The organism is Sphaerospermopsis sp. FACHB-1094, assembly GCF_014696195.1.
GTDB lineage: Bacteria > Cyanobacteriota > Cyanobacteriia > Cyanobacteriales > Nostocaceae > Sphaerospermopsis > Sphaerospermopsis kisseleviana.
On record NZ_JACJPT010000070.1, the window covers coordinates 1 to 18,833 of the forward strand.

Genomic DNA, 18,833 nt, shown 5'->3' on the forward strand with positions numbered 1-18,833 from the left:
ATTGATTACCCAGTCCCCAGTCCCCAGTCCCCAGTCCCCAGTCCCCAGTCCCCAGTCCCCAGTCCCCAGTCCCCAGTCCCCAGTCCCCAGTCACCTATTCTAGACAGTTGGCGTTAATGATTGTACTATCGATCCGGATTCCCATTCTAATGGGTTCCAATCCCGCTCTTCTACAGCCATTTGCTCAATTAAACTGGCTAATCTCAGAGCTTTAAGGGCTTGTTCACCACCCACAGAAGGCTGATTACCTCCATGTACACAGTTAACAAAATGCTCTAACTCTGCGCTTAAAGGTTGAACGTTACTAGTATAGACTTTTTCTATCAAACCATCTTGCCTATACAGAACCTGCCGATGGTCGTTATGCGGATTAGTATTTTGGCGATGAATCAAAATTTCATTTTTGAGGAAATCGGCTTCAGTAAATGAATTTTTGCAATGGGCGACGATGCGGCGAATTTTACGGTGAGTGACTTTACTGGCGGTGAGAGTGGCGACAATGCCATTGGCAAAGCCTAATGTGGCAGTCACATAATCTAAATAACCAGAGTCTAGGGAACGAGTGCCATTCGCTGTTAATTTGACTACGGGTGAACCAGCTAATTCTAAAAGTAGGTCAATGTCATGGATCATTAAATCCAGCACGACTGAAACATCATTCGCCCTGGCTGAATAAGGACTCATCCGATGCGCTTCTAAGGCCAAGACTTCCTCTGTTTTCAGGACTTGACTCAGTTCTCTAAAGGCTGGATTAAAACGCTCAATGTGTCCTACCTGCAAAATACATTGAGACTCAGCGGCTGCGTTGACGAGTGATTCTGCTTCGGAAATACTGGCAGCAATTGGCTTTTCAATCAAAACATGAATTCCTGCTAACAAACAGTTGATGCCTACGGCATAATGTAAGCGAGTGGGTACAGCAATACACACTGCATCTACATGGGGTAGCAGATCACAGTAATCTTCAAAAAAACGGACTTTGTATTTGCTGGCAGTTTCTAAGCCTCGTTCAACGTTGATATCAGAAACGCCTATCAGTTCAACATCTTTCATTGAACTGAGTACGCGGGTGTGATGTTGTCCCATGTTACCCACCCCAATCACGCCTATGCGGATTGCACGTGGCTGGTTGCGCTGTGAATATAGATTTGGTTCTGCCACTGATATGCTATTTTGCACTATTATTTTCTCCTCAACCACCAAATTTAAAAACGCTACGGTCGTTGGCATTTATACTGAACTGCCAAGTGTGATCCGTCTAAAACCATCCAGATGGTAACATAGTGGTTCTATTTATGAAGAATTTCAAAGTTTATGTTCAGTTCCCACTATCTTGCTAACTTTTGGATCGTTAGTTATTAATTTTCCTATGGTTTATAATTGACACAAAAGAATATGTGTTTTTTTATTGACTGACCATCTCAAAAATACTTACGTGGTAGCTTTCGGATGGCAGTTAGGTAATTAATAACTCAGATAACTACTTCCTTCGCTGCTGGATAAATTTATGACATTCTAATTTCCGTAAAATTATCAGTGACTGTAATTGGCTGCAAGGTTGTCTGTAAAAATTTTGCCAACGATACTGTAAATTGTTTTTTGCATTTTGATTTGCATTTTGAATTTAATTTTTTGTTTGTTGCATTTTGTTGATTGTCTCACCTTTTGGGTGAGATTGATGTTAGGGATTTTTTGAGATTTTTTTTGCATGATGAAAGCTGTAATTCTATTGTCTGGCGGATTGGATTCTTCTACGGTTCTCTATCAAGCTAGGGCTGATGGTTGTGAATGTTACGCCATTTCTTTTGATTACCAGCAGCGACACCGCCGAGAGTTACAATCAGCTATGTTTGTAGCGCAGTCTGTAGGGGTTGTTCAACATCAGATAGTTAATTTTGATTTACGCTTATGGGGTGGTTCTGCTTTGACGGATGAGGCGATCGCTCTCCCTCAAGCACGTTCCCTGGATGAAATGTCACAAAGTATTCCTGTCACTTATGTTCCTGCCCGGAATACTATCTTTTTAAGTTTTGCTTTGGGTTATGCTGAGACTATCGGCGCACAACGTGTATACATTGGTGTTAATGTTTTAGATTACTCTGGTTATCCTGATTGTCGTCCTGATTATATCCAAGCGATGCAAGAAGTGTTCCGTTTGGGAACTAAACAAGGTCGGGAAGGACAACCTATTGATATTATTGCACCGCTAATTAATTTGAAAAAAACGGAAATTATCCAACTTGGTAATCAGTTAGATGTACCTTGGGAGTTAACTTGGTCTTGTTATGCTGGTGGTGATCAAGCTTGTGGGGTTTGTGATTCTTGTCGGTTGCGGTTAGCTGCTTTTGCACAGTTGGGTTTACAAGATCCTGTTGATTATCTGTAGCAGGAAGCAGGAGCTAAGTTAGTAGTGGATTTAGATCCACCACTATAGCAGGAGTCAGTAGGGGCGAAGCATTCGGACAAAAATATTGGGGAAAAATCGAGAATTGATCACCTGAATGCTTCGCCCGTAAAGGAGTCAGGAGTCAGAAGTAAAACCCTCTTGTATTGGGCGTTTCATGAATGAATGGCTACTTTAATACTTAGCAATAACCAATCAATTCGCCATCATTCCATTCTAATGTATCGCCAATGGTATCACCGTTATGATAGGCAGCCAGTAAAACTTCACTGGTTTTACCATAGGATATTGCCCCAGTAGCATCAAGAGCGATCGCACCCAAATCCCGTTCATTTTTACTAGCTTCGGTAAATGAGCGCAACATCGCCTCTTTTAAAGACATTCCATCACTAACCCGGATGACAATTTTAGCGGCTAAACACTCATCAATGATATCTTCCCCAATACCAGTACAACTTACTCCTGCATATTGAGTAGCATAATTACCTGCTGGCATAGCAGAATCACTGACTCGCCCAATGCGCTCAAAGCCTTTACCACCTGTGGAAGTACCAGCGGCTAATTGACCATAGCCATCTAAGGCGACTACACCAATTGTACCCCGTCCTGCATTAGACATTTCTGCCATCTCCGGTTCAGCGACAACTCCAGCCATTGTCCTTTTAAAGTTATCTTCCCGTTCTTGCATCCACTCGTTAAGACGCAAATCAGTTAAAGCATTATAGGTGGGAATTTGTAACTCTCGTGCTAACTCAGAGGAACCGTAATCAGACAATACCCGATCTGGGGAATTTTGCAGAAATAGCGCCATTTCAATCGGGTTTTTTACCCGTGCAACATTAATTACACCACTAAACCGCCCTGATGTACCATCCATCAGAGAAGCACTCATGCGGATTTGACCATCAGATTGTAATACAGAACCAGTACCTGCATTAAAGCGGGGGTCATCTTCCAACATTTGACAACCCCGGACTACAGCATCAGAAGCAGTTGCGCCTGTGATCAATAGTGAGTATACTTCGTGTATTACAGTATGCAGCGATCGCCTGACAGATGCCAATCCTCCCTTTCCTTGGAGAGAACTACCAGCCCCACCATGAATAATTAATTTAGGTTGTACTTGTAAAGTCATTTATTTGTTTCTGTGTAGTTTTAACAGTTATTAGTTATCAGTTATCAATTGTCAATTGTCAATTATTTATCGTCTTTAGCCTGAGAACGGCGACGACGACAACGTTCTGAGCAATATTTAACTTCATCCCAACAATCTTGCCATTTTTTTCGCCAAGTGAAGGGACGTTGACATACTGGACAGATTTTTTCAGGCAGGTCAGATTTAGAACGAGTACGTCCCATGTTGATTTTAGATTTTAGATTTTAGACTGGTGATAATTCATAGTTGATAGTTGATTGGGAAAAATAAAATTGATTACCCAGTCAATGGTCCCCAGTTCCTGTCTCTAATGTCACCTGTCACCATATACTAACGTAAGTTGCTAATGATGCAAGAAAGGCTCTCAAATCGAAGTAACAAGGATAAGTAGATAGCAAAAAAGCAGGGAACACCATCATAATTCATTCTTTCTCCTGACTCCTAACTGCTATTCCTAACTAGCAACTTGGGTTAATATTATTGAAGATGCCTGAAAAAAATTCAGATTAATCCTGGATTTGGCATCTGATCATAGTTGTTGTAATAATTGGTAGATATTAACTCAGATTGGATATTTATAAAGCAGTAATTCGTCCTTTTTTATTTACTCTGGTAAAAGCAGATCCAGAGTGGTTACACCAACAGGCAATTAGTAGTTTGAATTTGCTGTCAGAAGCCAGCTATCATCAGTGTGCTAGATGGTTGAACTCTCTGCTACAAAAGTCTTTGTGCCTCTATGATACACGGCTAGAACAAAATCTATTCGGGTTAAATTTTCCTAACCCATTAGGTTTGGCTGCGGGATTTGATAAAGATGGAGTAGGTGCTAATTTTTGGTCTAGTTTTGGTTTTGGTTGTGCTGAATTGGGTACTGTTACTTATCATGCACAACCAGGCAATCCTCCTCCCCGTTTGTTTCGCTTAACTTTAGATCAAGCAGCCCTCAACCGAATGGGTTTTAATAATGCTGGTGCTGCTGCAATGGCAATGAGATTAAAAATGCTTGATCCGCAACAATCTCGGTTAATACCCATAGGCATAAATTTGGGTAAGTCTAAAATTACACCATTGGAAACGGCAGCAGCAGATTATTTAGAAAGCTTTCGCTTGCTGAAAAATCTAGGTGATTATTTTGTGGTTAATGTTTCTTCTCCTAATACACCAGGATTGCGATCGCTCCAAGATGCAGCAATGCTCAGTCAAATTTTGGAGGTTCTGCAAACAGAAAACATGGCACAAAAACCCTTATTTGTCAAGATAGCACCGGATTTAGAATGGGAAGCCATCGCTGACATTATTGATCTCGCCAAAACCTATAAACTAGCGGGAATAATTGCCACCAACACCACCATCAGCCGTGAGGGACTAAAAACCCAAATCATTGAAAAAACCGGTAAAACACCTCAAGAAGAAGCCGGAGGCATTAGCGGAGCGCCATTACGCCAACGTTCTACGGAAGTCATACGGTTTATTTATCAAAAAACCCAAGGACAGATACCCATCATTGGCGTTGGTGGCATTTTCACAGCTGAGGATGCTTGGGAAAAAATTACAGCAGGTGCTAGTCTCATCCAAGTTTATACAGGTTTGATTTATGAAGGACCAATGATGGTGCGCCGCACTCTTGCCGGTTTGTTAACCAAACTAGAAGAAAACGGCTTAAATTCCATCAGTGAAGCAGTGGGAATAGGGAATAGGTGATAGGTAATAGGTAATGGGTAATGGGTAATTGGGTTATTCATCCTCCTAATCACCAGTCACCAGTCCCCAATCACCAGTCACCAGTCACCAGTCACCAGTCACCAGTCACCAGTCACCAGTCCCTAATTTTCCAAAGGGAAAAACTCCCTAGACTTACGAGAATAAGACCAAGCAATACCATCTGGATCACGGCTGCGACTCCATTCAGGAAAATCTGGGTCATTCCTTCGTTTATAAACTGTACTGGAATAAACACCCAACCGCTTGGCTAGTTCAGATTGAATCAGAGAACCAAAAACTAACTGTTCTTCCAGAGGTTTTTGTACCTCCTGATGAGTTGCTACATCTGTGGCTTCAGGTAATAATTCTGGTTGTAATTCTTCCTGCTCTTGCTTTTGCTGTTCTTCTTCCTGTGGAATGGGAGGAGGTGGAGCCAAGAGCGATCGCGCCTCTTTCGTCACAGACCGAGGAGGAAGTTTTTCCACTGATTCACTACTATCAAATATGTCACCCAAAATACTGGCAGTTATAAAGTAGTAGGAAGGACTCTCACTTTCTGAGTCCACTACACTAGCGCCAAATTCCTTTGCTTTACCCTCCAAGTAGCGTTTTGCCTGATTCCCAGAAAAATTACCTTTGAGAGCTAAATCAACAGGTGTGATCTTTCCCTGGTTTTCCCGAATCAACTGATAAAAAAGAGGGTTAACTTGCTCACCCCACTTTTCCCATCTGTATTGATGCCAAAGGTTGAAAACCATCAGCAGCAACAAGCCTATCAGCAAAAACCTCCAAGTATTGACGACGAAAACAATCAAAAACGATATCGGCAAAATGAGAACGAGAAAACTTTTCCCGTAATTTTCTATGGTTTTTTCACTCATGCTGATTTTTGCCAAGTGAACTTTTGCAAAATAATATTATTTATTATCTTGGCAAAAATTGGGACATTTTTTGTATCCCTTGGCAAAATAACAGCAAATTATTTGGCAAAAGCTACTGAAATAAGCAATAGGTGACAGTTGACAGGTTACTTATGTGAGTGAAGAAGGGGAAAATGATTATAAATGCAAAAATTTTCTCTCCAGGCTCTTAACAACTGAAAATACATACACTACGTTTTACTAATATGCTTAAATTAATACAAAACTGGCATTGGTGCATTTGCCACTACGCATGCATTATACAAATACAGTCTAGCCTGGTGTTTGACTAAATTCCCAATTCCCATCAATGATTGTTGCACCTTTGCAATCGGTTACGCTGAGATTATATCCTATCCATAAATTTCACTAAATCAAAGGGGAAGCATTAGAGAAAAATTTTATCTGCCTATCAGTAAAAATTCTAAATTTGCTTGACAGAGTTTATACAATGACAGATAATATTCAAGGAGATTTTTCCCATCAAAAGTAATATTTATAGGACTTAAGCAAGATTGGACTAAAAACCTGATTCTTGCGTAGGGGTAATTCATGAATTACCCCTGCTTTCGTTCTGTTTTGCGTAAGTCATCATTTATACTTACCAGTAAAAAACCCTGATGTTGATGAAAAAATCTATAAATGGACATCTGTCTAAATCCTAACTAAAGCCCCATACCATACCTCTTTAGGAGTAAACTTGACTGATATACAGATCAAAATGCCATTACTGGGTCATTTTTATTGGTAGATTTTGATTACAGGCTGTATTTGCAAGAATCGGAGGTGAAACAGGTTCAGTTCCCAGGACTCAAATTTAATGTGCGAGCAATGTTTCAGGCAATTTTATGCTTTGCCAGAGGTAAGATAAAAGCTATACATGATAACTACCATTATAGATATTAGCGAGCTTGTCAATTAAGAATTGCTATAATCTATTGTTCAATCTTACATTCTTATCTATTATTTAGGTGTAAATTTCTATGGTTTTGCCAATGAATCGTCTGTCTATTTTCGTAGACGGAAACAATATGTTCTATGCTCAACAAAAAAATGGCTGGTTTTTTGACCCGCGACGAGTGTTAGAATATTTTAAGAACGAACAACCTGAGACAACATTAATCAATGCTTTTTGGTACACCGGCTTAAAAGACCCACAAGACCAACGTGGCTTTCGAGATGCACTCATTAGTTTGGGATATACAGTACGGACTAAAATTCTCAAAGAATATTATGATGATGTCTCTGGCCGTTATTCACAAAAAGCTAATTTAGATATTGAAATTGTTGTTGATATGTTCAATACCGTTGACCAGTACGACCGAGTAGTTTTATTCAGTGGAGATGGAGATTTTGAAAGAGCGATCGAGCTACTACGTTCCAAGAATACGCATATTACAGTGGTATCGACAGAAGGAATGATAGCTAGAGAATTGCGTAATGCTACGGATAGATATATAGACTTGAACGATATTAGAGACCAAATAGAAAAGACCGAAGCTTAGTAAAATTAATAATTATTTACAAAGCAAAAGTTAAAAACTGAAGAAGGAGTCTATAACCAGGAGTGAGAAGAAATTATTGAGGCGAAGCATCACCAAAAGTTAGAACTACCAAATCATAGATTTGCTAGGTATCTTCAACCCACTTATAAATAAGCTAGTCGTATATAATTTATTCTAAATTCTCTATTCTGACTCCTTTATTCTTTTTAATAAAGTTCAAGGTATTTTAAGCCCACAGTCACAACTCAACCAACCAAAACCCAAAACCAATGAGCAGTCAAGCAGACAGAATTATCATCTTTGATACGACACTGCGAGATGGAGAACAGTGTCCAGGAGCGACCTTAAACATAGACGAAAAGCTAATTATTGCCAAACAATTAGCCCGTTTAGGTGTAGATGTAATTGAAGCTGGTTTTGCCTTTGCGAGTCCGGGTGATTTTGAAGCAGTGAGCAAAATCGCCCAGACTGTGGGTTTAGAAGATGGTCCAGTGATATGTAGTTTAGCTAGAGCTAGACACGATGATATCAGAGCCGCAGCGGAAGCGATCAAACCAGCAGCTAAGGGGAGGATTCATACATTTATTGCTACTTCTGATATTCACCTGCAATATAAGTTAAAGAAAACCAGACCAGAAGTAATTGCGATCGCTGAGGAAATGGTAGCTTATGCTAAAAGCTTCACCGATGATGTAGAATTTTCCCCTGAAGATGCTGGTAGATCCGATCCAGAATTTTTGTATCAAGTTTTGGAAAGGGCGATCGCTGCTGGTGCAACAACTGTTAACATTCCCGACACCGTAGGTTACACCACCCCCAGCGAATTTGGCGCTTTGATTAAAGGTATCAAAGAAAACGTCCCCAACATTGATCAGGCGGTTATTTCCGTCCACGGCCATAATGATTTGGGTTTAGCTGTGGCCAACTTCCTGGAAGCTGTGAAAAACGGCGCAAGACAGCTAGAATGTACCATCAATGGTATTGGGGAAAGAGCCGGGAACGCTGCTTTAGAAGAATTAGTCATGGCCTTGCACGTCAGACGGCAATATTTTAACTCCTTCTTTGGTAGACCTGCTGATTCTGAAGAATCATTAACTAATATTGACACCAAGCAAATTTATAAAACCTCCCGCTTGGTTTCCAGCTTGACAGGAATGCTGGTACAACCGAATAAAGCTATTGTGGGTGCTAATGCTTTCGCACACGAGTCTGGGATTCATCAAGATGGAGTGTTGAAAAATAAACTCACTTATGAGATTATGGATGCCCAATTGATTGGGTTGACAGATAATCAAATAGTATTGGGTAAACACTCAGGTAGAAATGCGTTTCGTACTCGTTTAAAAGAATTGGGATTTGAGTTGTCAGAGAATGACTTAAATAAAGCCTTTATTCGGTTTAAAGAAGTAGCGGACAAAAAGAAAGAAATTTCTGATTGGGATTTAGAGGCGATCGTTAACGACGAAATTAAACAAGCACCGGACTTATTTAAAATCGAATTGGTGCAAGTTTCCTGTGGTAGCAACGCCAAACCCACCGCAACTGTTACCCTGCGGACACCTGACGGACAGGAATTAACCGATGCGGCAATCGGTACTGGTCCAGTGGATGCTGTTTATAAAGCCATCAATCGGGTAGTGAATGTACCTAATGATTTAATTGAGTTTTCTGTGCAATCTGTAACCGGGGGAATTGATGCTCTGGGAGAGGTAACAATTCGTTTACGTTATGAATCCCGTGTATTTTCCGGTCATGCAGCCAGTACAGATATAATTGTGGCATCGGCTCAGGCTTATGTGAATGCCCTGAATAGGTTGTATGCTGCATTACAGCAAACCGTGAAGGAAGAAGTGACAGCGTAGAAGGTGTAGAGACGTTTCATGAAACGTCTCTACATTATTTACCACCAGGTATCTATTTTTGAATTAACTCCAAAGCATCAGTTAATATTTCTGATTCTTGTACCATAGCTGCTAATTCTTCTGTTTCATAACATCCTCCAAATGCTTCTAAAGCTGCTCTTTTGAGTGCTACTTGATATCCTTGTTGGAGAATTTCCATTAATTCCGTTTGATTTAAGTAATAACCTCCAGATTTGCGGCGTTTATTGATTTTATTGATTTCCCGTATTGCATTTTCTATAGATATTTCCCAAGAACGGGTAGAACGTTTTTCAGCTTTTTGTTTAATTAAATGGATGAGAAGAATTACACCATAACTATCAATTTTATTGATTTTATCACTGAGGCTCATTTCTTCTAATTCATCCACTAATATTAATGCTTCAGGAATTTTACCCTGTTCTAGAAGTTGTCTGAGTTCGAGTAGTTCTTCCATGTTATATTTTGTGCTTCATGAAAAACAGTTATTTTGGTTTTAGCTAATATTTCTGCTTACTGCTATTTCAATTCTAAACTAAAAAAACTTTCCCAAAGAAAAACCCCTACCTGGGTTGATTGAGTAGAGGTTATTTACTATTGTTGATTATCTTTAATCATCTTTCTTAGCTTTATCCCGTGTTAGCAACATATAACCACTAAATAGGGGTTGCTGAGAAAGTCTTTCCGTGAGGGCATAGGAGTCAGGAGTCAGGAGGAGATTTGAAAATTTCTTTGCCATCTCTTGAAATCCCAAAAAATGCACACTTTTTCCGGTATACCCTTCAAAACCCTTGCACTAATTTCTGTGTTTATCAGCCTCTAACCTTTGATATATCAAGGTTTTAGGTTTATTCAGCTAAATAGAGGTATAGACAATTCACCTGTTAACGCTAATATTGTTGAACTGTCTAAAAAGCACATTGATGATTATGAAAAATTATGGCGCGAACAATTGCGGGTTGTTCAAGCAGAAGATAAGTTTTGGGATTGGTTATTTAGACTGGGATATATTAGCAAACAAGACAACGAAGAAGGTTATGCGCTTGAGTGTGAAGATTGTACTCAAGGGTTAATGATGATAGAAACCCAATTACATGGTTCACGTTTGGCAATGGGACAAAAATTAGTATATATCCAGTACATTACCTCTGCACCTTGGAATCGTAAAGAAATCCAACGTCCACCACGATACAAAGGTGTTGGTACTGCATTATTAAGATATGCAAGATTGAGAAGTGTAGAATTAGGTTATGGTGGGAGAATTGGACTGCATTCACTACAGACTGCGGAACGATTTTATGAAAACCAAAATATGCTCAATCTTGGTGTTGATGAAGAATACAAGAATCTGACATACTTTGAATATGGTATTTTGAGACTACAACAATAATATCAATATAGGAAAAAATTTATGAATAATAATCACAATGTAGCAGCAGCTATTGACATACTTTTTAATCCTACATCTCTTCAAGAAGCAATTGAAATTAAAGATGAAACTGACTGTGATGTAACCGCAGGGTTAGAATGGGGTTTAGCAGTTCCCGCTTTATTGCAAAATCCTGGAATGTTTGGAAGGTTGACACAGTTGCGCGTATCACTCAACCGAGAACTGCGGTTACTTTTACAAGAATGGAATTTGGGTATAGGGGAAAAAACAGCTTTAGAAGTAGCACAGAAATGTTTGATTCAAAGACTTCAATTACCTGAACCTGTGGCTTTATCAGGACTGCAAGATATTTTAAAGCAAGATGAATTATATAATATTGACGAATTTATATCTAATCGGGATGTATTAAAGTCACTTTTAAGTATTTTACTATTAGATAGCGATTGGCAAGAAATAGCTGTAGCGGCTGCAAATTCAGTACGAGAACAGGTAATTTATCAAGTAGGCATTAATCAAATTTCTGCATAAAATAATGATTTAGGCTTAAATTTTTCTATGAATCACTCCACTACATCATTAACAGAACTCCGCACTGCATTAAAACAAATCTGGGGTTATGATGATTTTCGTCCTCCACAGGGAGAAATTGTCAAAAGTTTATTATCCCAAAAAGACGCTTTAATTATTATGCCCACAGGAGGGGGAAAATCAATTTGTTTTCAACTTCCTGCACTATTAAAAACCGGGTTAACTTTAGTAGTTTCTCCCTTGGTTGCATTGATGGAAAACCAAGTAGAAGAACTAAAACAACGAAATCAAAAAGCTGCACTTTTACATAGTGAACTACCTACTTATCAACGTCGGGCAACTTTGCAAGCTTTAGAAAAACAACAATTAAGATTATTATATTTATCACCAGAAACTTTATTCAGTCCTCCTGTGTGGGAAAGATTATCTCATCCCCAATTACAAATTAATGGTTTGATATTAGATGAAGCCCATTGTTTAGTGCAGTGGGGTGATACATTTCGTCCAGCTTATCGACGTTTGGGTGCTGTACGTCCAGCTTTATTAAAAACAAAACCACCGGGTACAAAAATTAGTATAGCAGCTTTTACTGCAACTGCTGATCCTGCTGCACAAAAGATAATTTCTGAAGTTTTACAATTACAAAAACCTGATAGTTATAAACTCAATCCTTACCGGAATAATTTACATCTTAATGTGCGTATTGCTTGGACACCAAAAGGCAGAAAACAACAATTATTAAAGTTCATTAAAAATCACCAAAATCAAGCAGGTTTGATTTATGTGAGAACTCGTAAAGATAGTGAAGAATTAGCAGCATGGTTAATAGAATTAGGGTATAATACTGCTAGTTATCATGCGGGTTTAGGTGCAACAGAAAGACGCGCAGTAGAAGCAAGTTGGTTAAATGGAAAAATGCCGTTTGTGGTTTGTACCTGCGCTTTTGGAATGGGGATAAATAAGCCAGATGTCCGTTGGGTGATTCACTTTCAAGCACCACTTTTATTATCGGAATATGTGCAGGAAATTGGACGTGCGGGAAGAGATGGAAAACCAGCGGAAGCGTTAACTTTAATTAGTGAACCAACGGGTTTTTTAGATGCTGAAGATAAGCAAAGACAGCAGTTTTTTGAACAACAAATATTGAAACAACAACAAAAAGCACAACAGTTAGCGAAACAGTTACCAAAACAAGGAGAAGTAACATCTGTAATTAAACAATTTCCTGATGGTGCAACGGCGCTTTCTTTACTTCATAGTAGTGGACAATTACAATGGCTTGATCCTTTTCATTATACAATTTCTGCAAAGTCGGGAAAACAGCCACAAATGCAATTACAAGCTACTAAACAGATGAGTGAATATTTGTATAGTAAAAAATGTCGTTGGCAGTTTTTGTTAACTGCTTTTGGGTTTGGTAAAGAAGCGGAAAATTGGCGTTGTGGACATTGTGATAATTGTCGGAAATAGTCAGTTGATATGAAAATTAATTTGTAATTTAATTTGTGTGGACATTGTACACCTAAAATGCTATGATCTCAATTGAAGGTGTTAACTAAATAGGCAAGATGTTAGAAACCTCTTCTCCCAAAGACAGTAGACTTGATTTAAGAGTTACCCAAGAGCAAAAAGAACTCTTAGAACAAGCCGCAGCCCTTAAAGGAGTTTCCTTGAGTGCTTATACCCTTTCTTATTTGCTTCCCATAGGTTTACTCAATATCAATAAATCCTCTTTGAATAATTGATAATTGTGAAATTTGTGTTCATTGTAAAAATTATTCAGTAGTCATTAGTCAGTTTTTCAGTGGTTATCCTACTGACTATTGACCACTGATAATTAGTTAAAACTGCCTTAAAAAGCGCAAATCGCTATTATACAAACGGCGAATATCATCAATTTGATGTAAAACCATCGCAAAACGTTCTACACCAAAACCAGCAGCAAAACCACTATAAATCTCTGGATCATAACCCACAGATTTTAATACATTGGGGTCAACCATACCGCAACCCATTACTTCTAACCAGCGCCCATTCCACTGTAAATCAACTTCCGCAGAAGGTTCGGTAAAAGGAAAATAACTAGCGCGGAAACGAATGGGTAAATCACCAAACATCGCTTGTAAAAATATCTTTACCGTGCCTTTCAAATCTGTAAAAGTTAAACCTTCATCAACTGCTAAAAGTTCAATTTGATGGAAAACAGCCGAGTGGGTAGCGTCTACATCGTCTCTGCGGTAAACTCGACCAGGGGCAACAATTTTAAATGGTGGTTCTTCTTTTTCCATGTAGCGAATTTGCACCGATGAGGTGTGAGTCCGCAGTAAATTTCCATCTGGCAAATAGAAAGTATCCTGCATATCACGGGCTGGGTGGTCAGGAGGGGTGTTGAGGGCTTCAAAATTGTAGTAATCTGTTTCCATCTCTGACCCTTGGGCGACGGTGTAACCCATACCGACAAAGATATCTAGAGCTTGGTCAATGATACCATTGAGGGGATGAATGCGACCTTGGGGACGGTAAATACCGGGCATAGTCACATCTAAAGTTTCAGACTCTAGCTGTGCTTGAATTTGGGCAGTTTCTAAAGCGGTGCGTTGCTGGTCAAGACTGTTTTGTAAAGCTTCCTTAACTGTATTGGCGATCGCCCCAATTTTAGGACGTTCCTCCGCACTCATTTGTCCCATGCTGCGTAACAGCGCCCCCAGTTGACCTTTTTTGCCCAAATAGTTAACTCGCAGTTCTTCCAGGCGTTCTAGGGTATCAGCAGCAGCGATCGCTGTTTCTCCTTCCTGCCGTAATACTAAAAGTTGTTCCTCTAAATTGCTAGTCATTCGTGATTAATTATTAGTCAGGGGTCAATCAATTTTAGATTTACGATTTTGGATTTTGGATTTACTCCACCCTAAAATGTGGAGCTTGAGGATTTTAGATTGGCGTTAGCGAAGCGTAGGCAGCGCAGAGAGTATTTTGGATTAATTCTGCCCTGAAAAGGCCGAGTTTATCCCGAAAATTCTCAATCCACAATCTAAAATCCAAAATCTAAAATTTTTCGGTCAGTGGTCAGTAGTCAGTAGTCAGTGGCAAAATACAAACAACCAACAACTGACAAAGGACAATTAACCTTAGCAATGTGCCATAAACCAGTCAATGCCACAAGGTGAAACTTTCCTCTGTTTACAGTTTAGAAGCTAGAGAGCATGAGAAAAGTTTTTTTTGCAGTTGTTACCAAAAACACTGACAACAGACCATGAACTAATTATTAATTACCAATCACCTTTTCCCCAATAACAGATGAAATTACTAATAAGCAACGACGATGGAATTTCCGCTTTAGGTATTCGCACCTTAGCCAACACCCTAGCCGAAGCTGGTCATCAAGTGAGTGTAGTTTGTCCAGATCGAGAGCGATCGGCAACTGGACACGGATTAACCTTACATCAACCAATTCGCGCTGAAATGGTTGAAGCCCTGTTTCATCCTGCTGTTAATGCTTGGGCTTGTGACGGTACACCTTCCGATTGTGTAAAATTGGCATTGTGGGCGTTACTCGATTCCCCCCCAGATTTGGTATTATCAGGAATTAACCAAGGTGCGAATTTAGGAACAGAAATTCTTTACTCTGGAACTGTTTCGGCAGCAATGGAAGGTATGATTGAGGGCGTTCCTAGTATTGCTTTGAGTCTCACCAGTCATACACACAAAGACTTTCAGCCAGCTGCCAAATTTGCCAAACTGCTAGTAGACCATCTGGCAGTAGAACCCTTACCAGATTTAATGTTACTTAACGTCAACATTCCCCCAATCTCTTGGGAAGAAATAGCTGGTGTCACTCTCACTCGTCAAGGAGTGCGTCGCTATGTTGACGTTTTCGATAAGCGAGTTGACCCCCGTGGCAAAACTTATTACTGGTTAACTGGAGAAGTTTTAGAAGATGTCGAACCAACACCAGGGTTAAATTTACCCCCACACATTCCCATAGATGTAGAAGTTATCCGTAAAAATTTCATTAGTATTACTCCTTTGCAATACAATCTTACTTATGCCAATGGACTGCATAAATTGTCTACATGGAAATTTAACTTTACTTAAATTTTTCTGTATTTCCAAAGACTCAAGTCTAAATTAAAACCATTACCGTAAAATTTACACTTTAAACTAGAAAAATAAGCAGCATTTTTTTGATTTATCGCCCGCTCAGTCCAGCAACCAACAACCATGTCTAGGATAGAGAATCAATTTACAGTGCAGTTTTGGGGCGTTAGGGGTAGTATCCCCTGTCCTGGTCCACACACCGTCCGTTATGGAGGTAATACCCCTTGTGTTGCCATGCAAGTGGGGGGTAAACGTTTGATTTTTGATTGTGGTACAGGAGTTCACGTTTTGGGACAATCTTTACTGTCCCAAATGCCTGTAGAGGGTCATATCTTCTTTACTCACTCCCATTGGGATCATCTACAGGGGTTTCCATTCTTTACTCCGGCTTTTATCAAAGGAAATAAATTTAATATCTACGGTGCGATCGCCCCCGATGGCTCAACCATTGAGCAACGTCTCAATGACCAAATGCTTCATCCCAACTTCCCTGTACCCTTGCAGATTATGCAGGCCAACTTGAATTTTTATACTGTTAAAGCAGGTGAACCAATTCACATTGAGGACATTACCATAGAAACGACACATTTAAACCATCCAGGTGAAGCCGTAGGATATCGAGTTAACTGGTGTGGTGGAGCAGCCGTTTACATCACAGATACAGAACATTTTCCTGATAGATTAGATGAAAATGTCCTCTGGCTATCACGCAATGCCGATATTTTGATTTATGATTCCACCTACACTGATGAAGAATACTCTTGGGCTAAATCACCAAAAATTGGTTGGGGACATTCTACTTGGCAAGAAGCGGTGAAAATAGCCCAAGCAGCCAACGTGAAAACATTGGTCATTTATCACCATGATCCTGCCCACAATGATGATTTTTTAGATAATGTGGGTAAACAAGCAGCGGAGAAATTTCCTGGTGCAATTATGGCCAGAGAGGGATTAATACTGGATGTTCCTGTATTAGATGCTGTCTCTAAATCATTACCTTTACGTAAGTCATAAAATAATCGTTTAGGTGATAGGTGACTCTTGACAAGTGTGAGAGAGAACAGTTCTTAAATGATGACCGTCATCATTGGACAAGATATAACTTCCCCAAGACGATACTTATTCAAAAATGTTAAAAAAGGTAATTTTTTAGGATAATTACTAATTTGTAATTGGTAAACAAGGTAATGGGTCTGCTAATTTTACACCCTGCACCCCTTACCCTACACCTGCTCCAAGCCTCAAATACGTCTAAAAGGCAGAGGTTGGCAAACGCTGATAACGAAAATAAACCTAAAATCCCTGAATCCAAGTGCTAAATTTGTCTGAGGCTGGTTGTTTTTTTTGGGGGTGTTCTATGTGGGTTGCTGCTTCTACTGAACAGCTACTAACACCAACTGCTGTTGCTCTTGGTAAATTTGATGGTGTTCATCTTGGTCATCAAAGAGTAATTCAACCAATTTTGCATTCAGCAGTAAGTGAAAATGGGCGGGGAAATGGGGATAAATTACCAAAATACTCACCAGATCATCCCTCTCAATTATTAACCGTACCATCATCCCCAAACCATACATATTCAACGGTTGTTACCTTTGATCCTCATCCCCAGGAGTTTTTTACTGGTCAACCCCGTGCTTTGTTAACTCCCCTAGATGAAAAAGTCGAACAACTGCGATCGCTAGGTGTAGAACAACTTGTATTATTACCCTTTGATAGAGAATTATCTGCTTTATCACCAGAAGATTTTGTCAAAAAAATCCTTGTCGAAAAACTGCAATGTCAAAAAATCAGTGTTGGGGAAGATTTCTGTTTTGGCAAAAAACGCATGGGTAACGCCAAAGATTTGCAAATTATCGCTGCTCAGTACAATATACCTGTAACTATAGTTCCCATACAAACTGATACAGTAAATTTTCCCAACAATACTGATAATATCCCCAATGATTTCACAGAAGATGGTCGTATTAGCACTTCCTCAATTCGCCAAAGTTTAGAATTAGGAGATATGACTAGAGCAACCCGCTTACTGGGAAGACCTTATAGTTTAACTGGTGTGGTGATAACAGGGCAAAAATTAGGTAGAACCATTGGTTTTCCTACTGCTAACTTGCAACTTCCAAAAGATAAATTTTTACCCCGTCTGGGAGTTTACGCTGTGCGGGTTTTCATTCACAGTGAAACCCCTGATACCGCTCCTGTGGAAAAATTAGGCGTGATGAATATTGGCAACCGTCCCACTATCAACGGTACATACTCAACAATAGAAGTACATTTATTTGATTGGTCTGGTGATTTGTACGGTAAAACATTGGTGGTAGAGTTAGTCAAATTTTTACGCCCAGAACAAAAATTTGCTGATATAGAAGCTCTGAAAACCCAAATTCAACTTGACTGCACCATAGCCAAAGAAATTTTAAATAGGACATACTGAATTTGAATGATAACTGGGGAACAATATATATATTGGTGATTGGTGACTGGTGACTGGTGACTGGGAAGAATAAATTAATTACCAATTACCAATTACCAATTACCTAAAGAGAATGAGAGAAAAAATTGACGCTTTAACCCAAAATCTGGCTCGTACCATCGTTGGTAAAAATGAAGCAGTACGCTTGGTTTTAGTTGCTTTGCTTGGTGGTGGTCATGCTTTATTAGAAGATGTACCTGGTGTTGGTAAAACCTTGCTGGCGAAATCTTTAGCGCGTTCTGTAGATGGTAAATTTCAACTGCTACTCAAAACCCCGTCGAATACCAAGGAACATTTCCTTTACCAGAAGCACAAATGGACCGGTTTATGCTTTCCTTGAGTTTGGGTTATCCTTCGGAAACTGAAGAATTACAAATGTTGCAAAATCTTCAGGAGGGTGTACAAGTTACTGATTTACAACCTTGTATTACTTTGGAAGAAGTTGCACAATTACGTCAACTTTGTTCACAGGTAAAAGTAGAAACATCTTTACAAGAATATATTTTAGAATTGGTGAGAACTACGAGACAGGATGAGGAAATTACTTTAGGTGTTAGTCCTCGTGGTAGTGTGGCATTACAAAAAGCTGCCCAAGCATTAGCTTTTATATTAGGTAGAGAATATGCAATACCCGATGATGTGAAGTTTTTAGCGCCTTATGTTTTGAGTCATCGTTTGATTCCTAGAGGGGGAAGGAATGCGAAAACGATAGTTGATCGGATATTGCGATCGGTTGCTATTCCTTAAAGGTGAGAGGTAACAGGTGACAGATGTAAAAGTTTGT

The 18,833-nt window shown here is 39.4% G+C and carries 18 protein-coding genes and 1 pseudogene; 12 read left to right on the top strand and 7 right to left on the bottom strand.

Annotated features, from left to right (window positions below):
- Window positions 1-99: 99 nt before the first annotated feature.
- Window positions 100-1,179 carry a Gfo/Idh/MocA family oxidoreductase gene (locus tag H6F47_RS18690; protein ID WP_096572875.1) on the bottom strand — a complete coding sequence of 360 codons (1,080 nt, stop codon included), beginning with the start codon at window positions 1,177-1,179 and terminating at the stop codon, window positions 100-102.
- Window positions 1,180-1,711: 532 nt separating this feature from the next.
- On the opposite strand from H6F47_RS18690, the gene queC reads away from it, so the two are divergent.
- Window positions 1,712-2,386 (top strand): 7-cyano-7-deazaguanine synthase QueC, encoded by a 675-nt coding sequence (gene queC / locus H6F47_RS18695; RefSeq protein WP_190347501.1) that lies wholly within the window; start codon window positions 1,712-1,714, stop codon window positions 2,384-2,386.
- Between the two features lie 199 nt (window positions 2,387-2,585).
- Here the strand turns inward: queC and H6F47_RS18700 are convergent, their stop codons facing one another.
- Together H6F47_RS18700 and H6F47_RS18705 are read right to left on the bottom strand one after the other, a co-directional pair.
- Window positions 2,586-3,539, bottom strand: a complete 954-nt coding sequence (locus H6F47_RS18700) for an isoaspartyl peptidase/L-asparaginase (RefSeq protein WP_190347469.1) — start codon at window positions 3,537-3,539, stop codon at window positions 2,586-2,588.
- 62 nt (window positions 3,540-3,601) lie between these two features.
- Window positions 3,602-3,763, bottom strand: a complete 162-nt coding sequence (locus tag H6F47_RS18705; RefSeq protein ID WP_096572208.1) for a DUF2256 domain-containing protein — start codon at window positions 3,761-3,763, stop codon at window positions 3,602-3,604.
- Between the two features lie 364 nt (window positions 3,764-4,127).
- Between H6F47_RS18705 and H6F47_RS18710 the strand changes: the two genes are divergently transcribed.
- Window positions 4,128-5,261 carry a quinone-dependent dihydroorotate dehydrogenase gene (locus tag H6F47_RS18710; RefSeq protein WP_137667335.1) on the top strand — a complete coding sequence of 378 codons (1,134 nt, stop codon included), beginning with the start codon at window positions 4,128-4,130 and terminating at the stop codon, window positions 5,259-5,261.
- 122 nt (window positions 5,262-5,383) lie between these two features.
- Here H6F47_RS18710 and H6F47_RS18715 read toward each other — a convergent pair whose 3' ends face one another.
- The gene (locus tag H6F47_RS18715) at window positions 5,384-6,142 is read right to left on the bottom strand and encodes a hypothetical protein (RefSeq protein ID WP_190347470.1); all 759 of its coding nucleotides are present in this window, start codon (window positions 6,140-6,142) and stop codon (window positions 5,384-5,386) included.
- 1,022 nt (window positions 6,143-7,164) lie between these two features.
- On the opposite strand from H6F47_RS18715, the gene H6F47_RS18720 reads away from it, so the two are divergent.
- Together H6F47_RS18720 and H6F47_RS18725 are read left to right on the top strand one after the other, a co-directional pair.
- The gene (locus H6F47_RS18720; RefSeq protein ID WP_096572205.1) at window positions 7,165-7,686 is read left to right on the top strand and encodes an NYN domain-containing protein; all 522 of its coding nucleotides are present in this window, start codon (window positions 7,165-7,167) and stop codon (window positions 7,684-7,686) included.
- 269 nt (window positions 7,687-7,955) lie between these two features.
- Window positions 7,956-9,548, top strand: a complete 1,593-nt coding sequence (locus H6F47_RS18725; RefSeq protein WP_190650447.1) for a 2-isopropylmalate synthase — start codon at window positions 7,956-7,958, stop codon at window positions 9,546-9,548.
- 52 nt (window positions 9,549-9,600) lie between these two features.
- Here H6F47_RS18725 and H6F47_RS18730 read toward each other — a convergent pair whose 3' ends face one another.
- Both H6F47_RS18730 and H6F47_RS28590 read right to left on the bottom strand, forming a co-directional pair.
- Window positions 9,601-10,023, bottom strand: coding sequence for a DUF29 family protein (locus H6F47_RS18730; RefSeq protein WP_137667338.1), 423 nt, complete (start codon window positions 10,021-10,023; stop codon window positions 9,601-9,603).
- Between the two features lie 153 nt (window positions 10,024-10,176).
- Window positions 10,177-10,305, bottom strand: a complete 129-nt coding sequence (locus H6F47_RS28590) for a hypothetical protein (RefSeq protein ID WP_268932425.1) — start codon at window positions 10,303-10,305, stop codon at window positions 10,177-10,179.
- Between the two features lie 87 nt (window positions 10,306-10,392).
- Here H6F47_RS28590 and H6F47_RS18735 point away from each other — a divergent pair, with 87 nt between their 5' ends.
- From H6F47_RS18735 to H6F47_RS18750, 4 genes are all read left to right on the top strand, one after another.
- Complete coding sequence (locus H6F47_RS18735) at window positions 10,393-10,956, top strand: GNAT family N-acetyltransferase (protein ID WP_199291215.1); 564 nt, start codon at window positions 10,393-10,395, stop codon at window positions 10,954-10,956.
- Window positions 10,957-10,977: 21 nt separating this feature from the next.
- Window positions 10,978-11,484 (top strand): hypothetical protein, encoded by a 507-nt coding sequence (locus tag H6F47_RS18740; protein WP_190650449.1) that lies wholly within the window; start codon window positions 10,978-10,980, stop codon window positions 11,482-11,484.
- 27 nt (window positions 11,485-11,511) lie between these two features.
- A complete protein-coding gene (locus H6F47_RS18745) occupies window positions 11,512-12,954 on the top strand; it encodes an ATP-dependent DNA helicase RecQ (protein WP_190650451.1) in 1,443 nt (480 codons plus the stop codon).
- A 98-nt stretch (window positions 12,955-13,052) separates the two neighbouring features.
- On the top strand, window positions 13,053-13,229 hold the full coding sequence (locus tag H6F47_RS18750; protein WP_242027440.1) for a DUF1778 domain-containing protein: 177 nt from the start codon (window positions 13,053-13,055) through the stop codon (window positions 13,227-13,229).
- Window positions 13,230-13,325: 96 nt separating this feature from the next.
- Here H6F47_RS18750 and pheS read toward each other — a convergent pair whose 3' ends face one another.
- Window positions 13,326-14,318 (bottom strand): phenylalanine--tRNA ligase subunit alpha, encoded by a 993-nt coding sequence (gene pheS / locus H6F47_RS18755; RefSeq protein ID WP_096572200.1) that lies wholly within the window; start codon window positions 14,316-14,318, stop codon window positions 13,326-13,328.
- 460 nt (window positions 14,319-14,778) lie between these two features.
- On the opposite strand from pheS, the gene surE reads away from it, so the two are divergent.
- The 4 genes and pseudogenes from surE to H6F47_RS18775 all read left to right on the top strand — a co-directional run bounded on the left by surE (window position 14,779) and on the right by H6F47_RS18775 (window position 18,796).
- Window positions 14,779-15,576 (top strand): 5'/3'-nucleotidase SurE, encoded by a 798-nt coding sequence (surE, locus tag H6F47_RS18760; RefSeq protein ID WP_190347474.1) that lies wholly within the window; start codon window positions 14,779-14,781, stop codon window positions 15,574-15,576.
- A 126-nt stretch (window positions 15,577-15,702) separates the two neighbouring features.
- Window positions 15,703-16,593 carry an MBL fold metallo-hydrolase gene (locus tag H6F47_RS18765; RefSeq protein WP_190347475.1) on the top strand — a complete coding sequence of 297 codons (891 nt, stop codon included), beginning with the start codon at window positions 15,703-15,705 and terminating at the stop codon, window positions 16,591-16,593.
- Between the two features lie 343 nt (window positions 16,594-16,936).
- On the top strand, window positions 16,937-18,010 hold the full coding sequence (locus tag H6F47_RS18770; RefSeq protein WP_190650453.1) for a bifunctional riboflavin kinase/FAD synthetase: 1,074 nt from the start codon (window positions 16,937-16,939) through the stop codon (window positions 18,008-18,010).
- A 112-nt stretch (window positions 18,011-18,122) separates the two neighbouring features.
- Window positions 18,123-18,796, top strand: a pseudogene (locus H6F47_RS18775) (MoxR family ATPase).
- Window positions 18,797-18,833 lie beyond the last annotated feature (37 nt).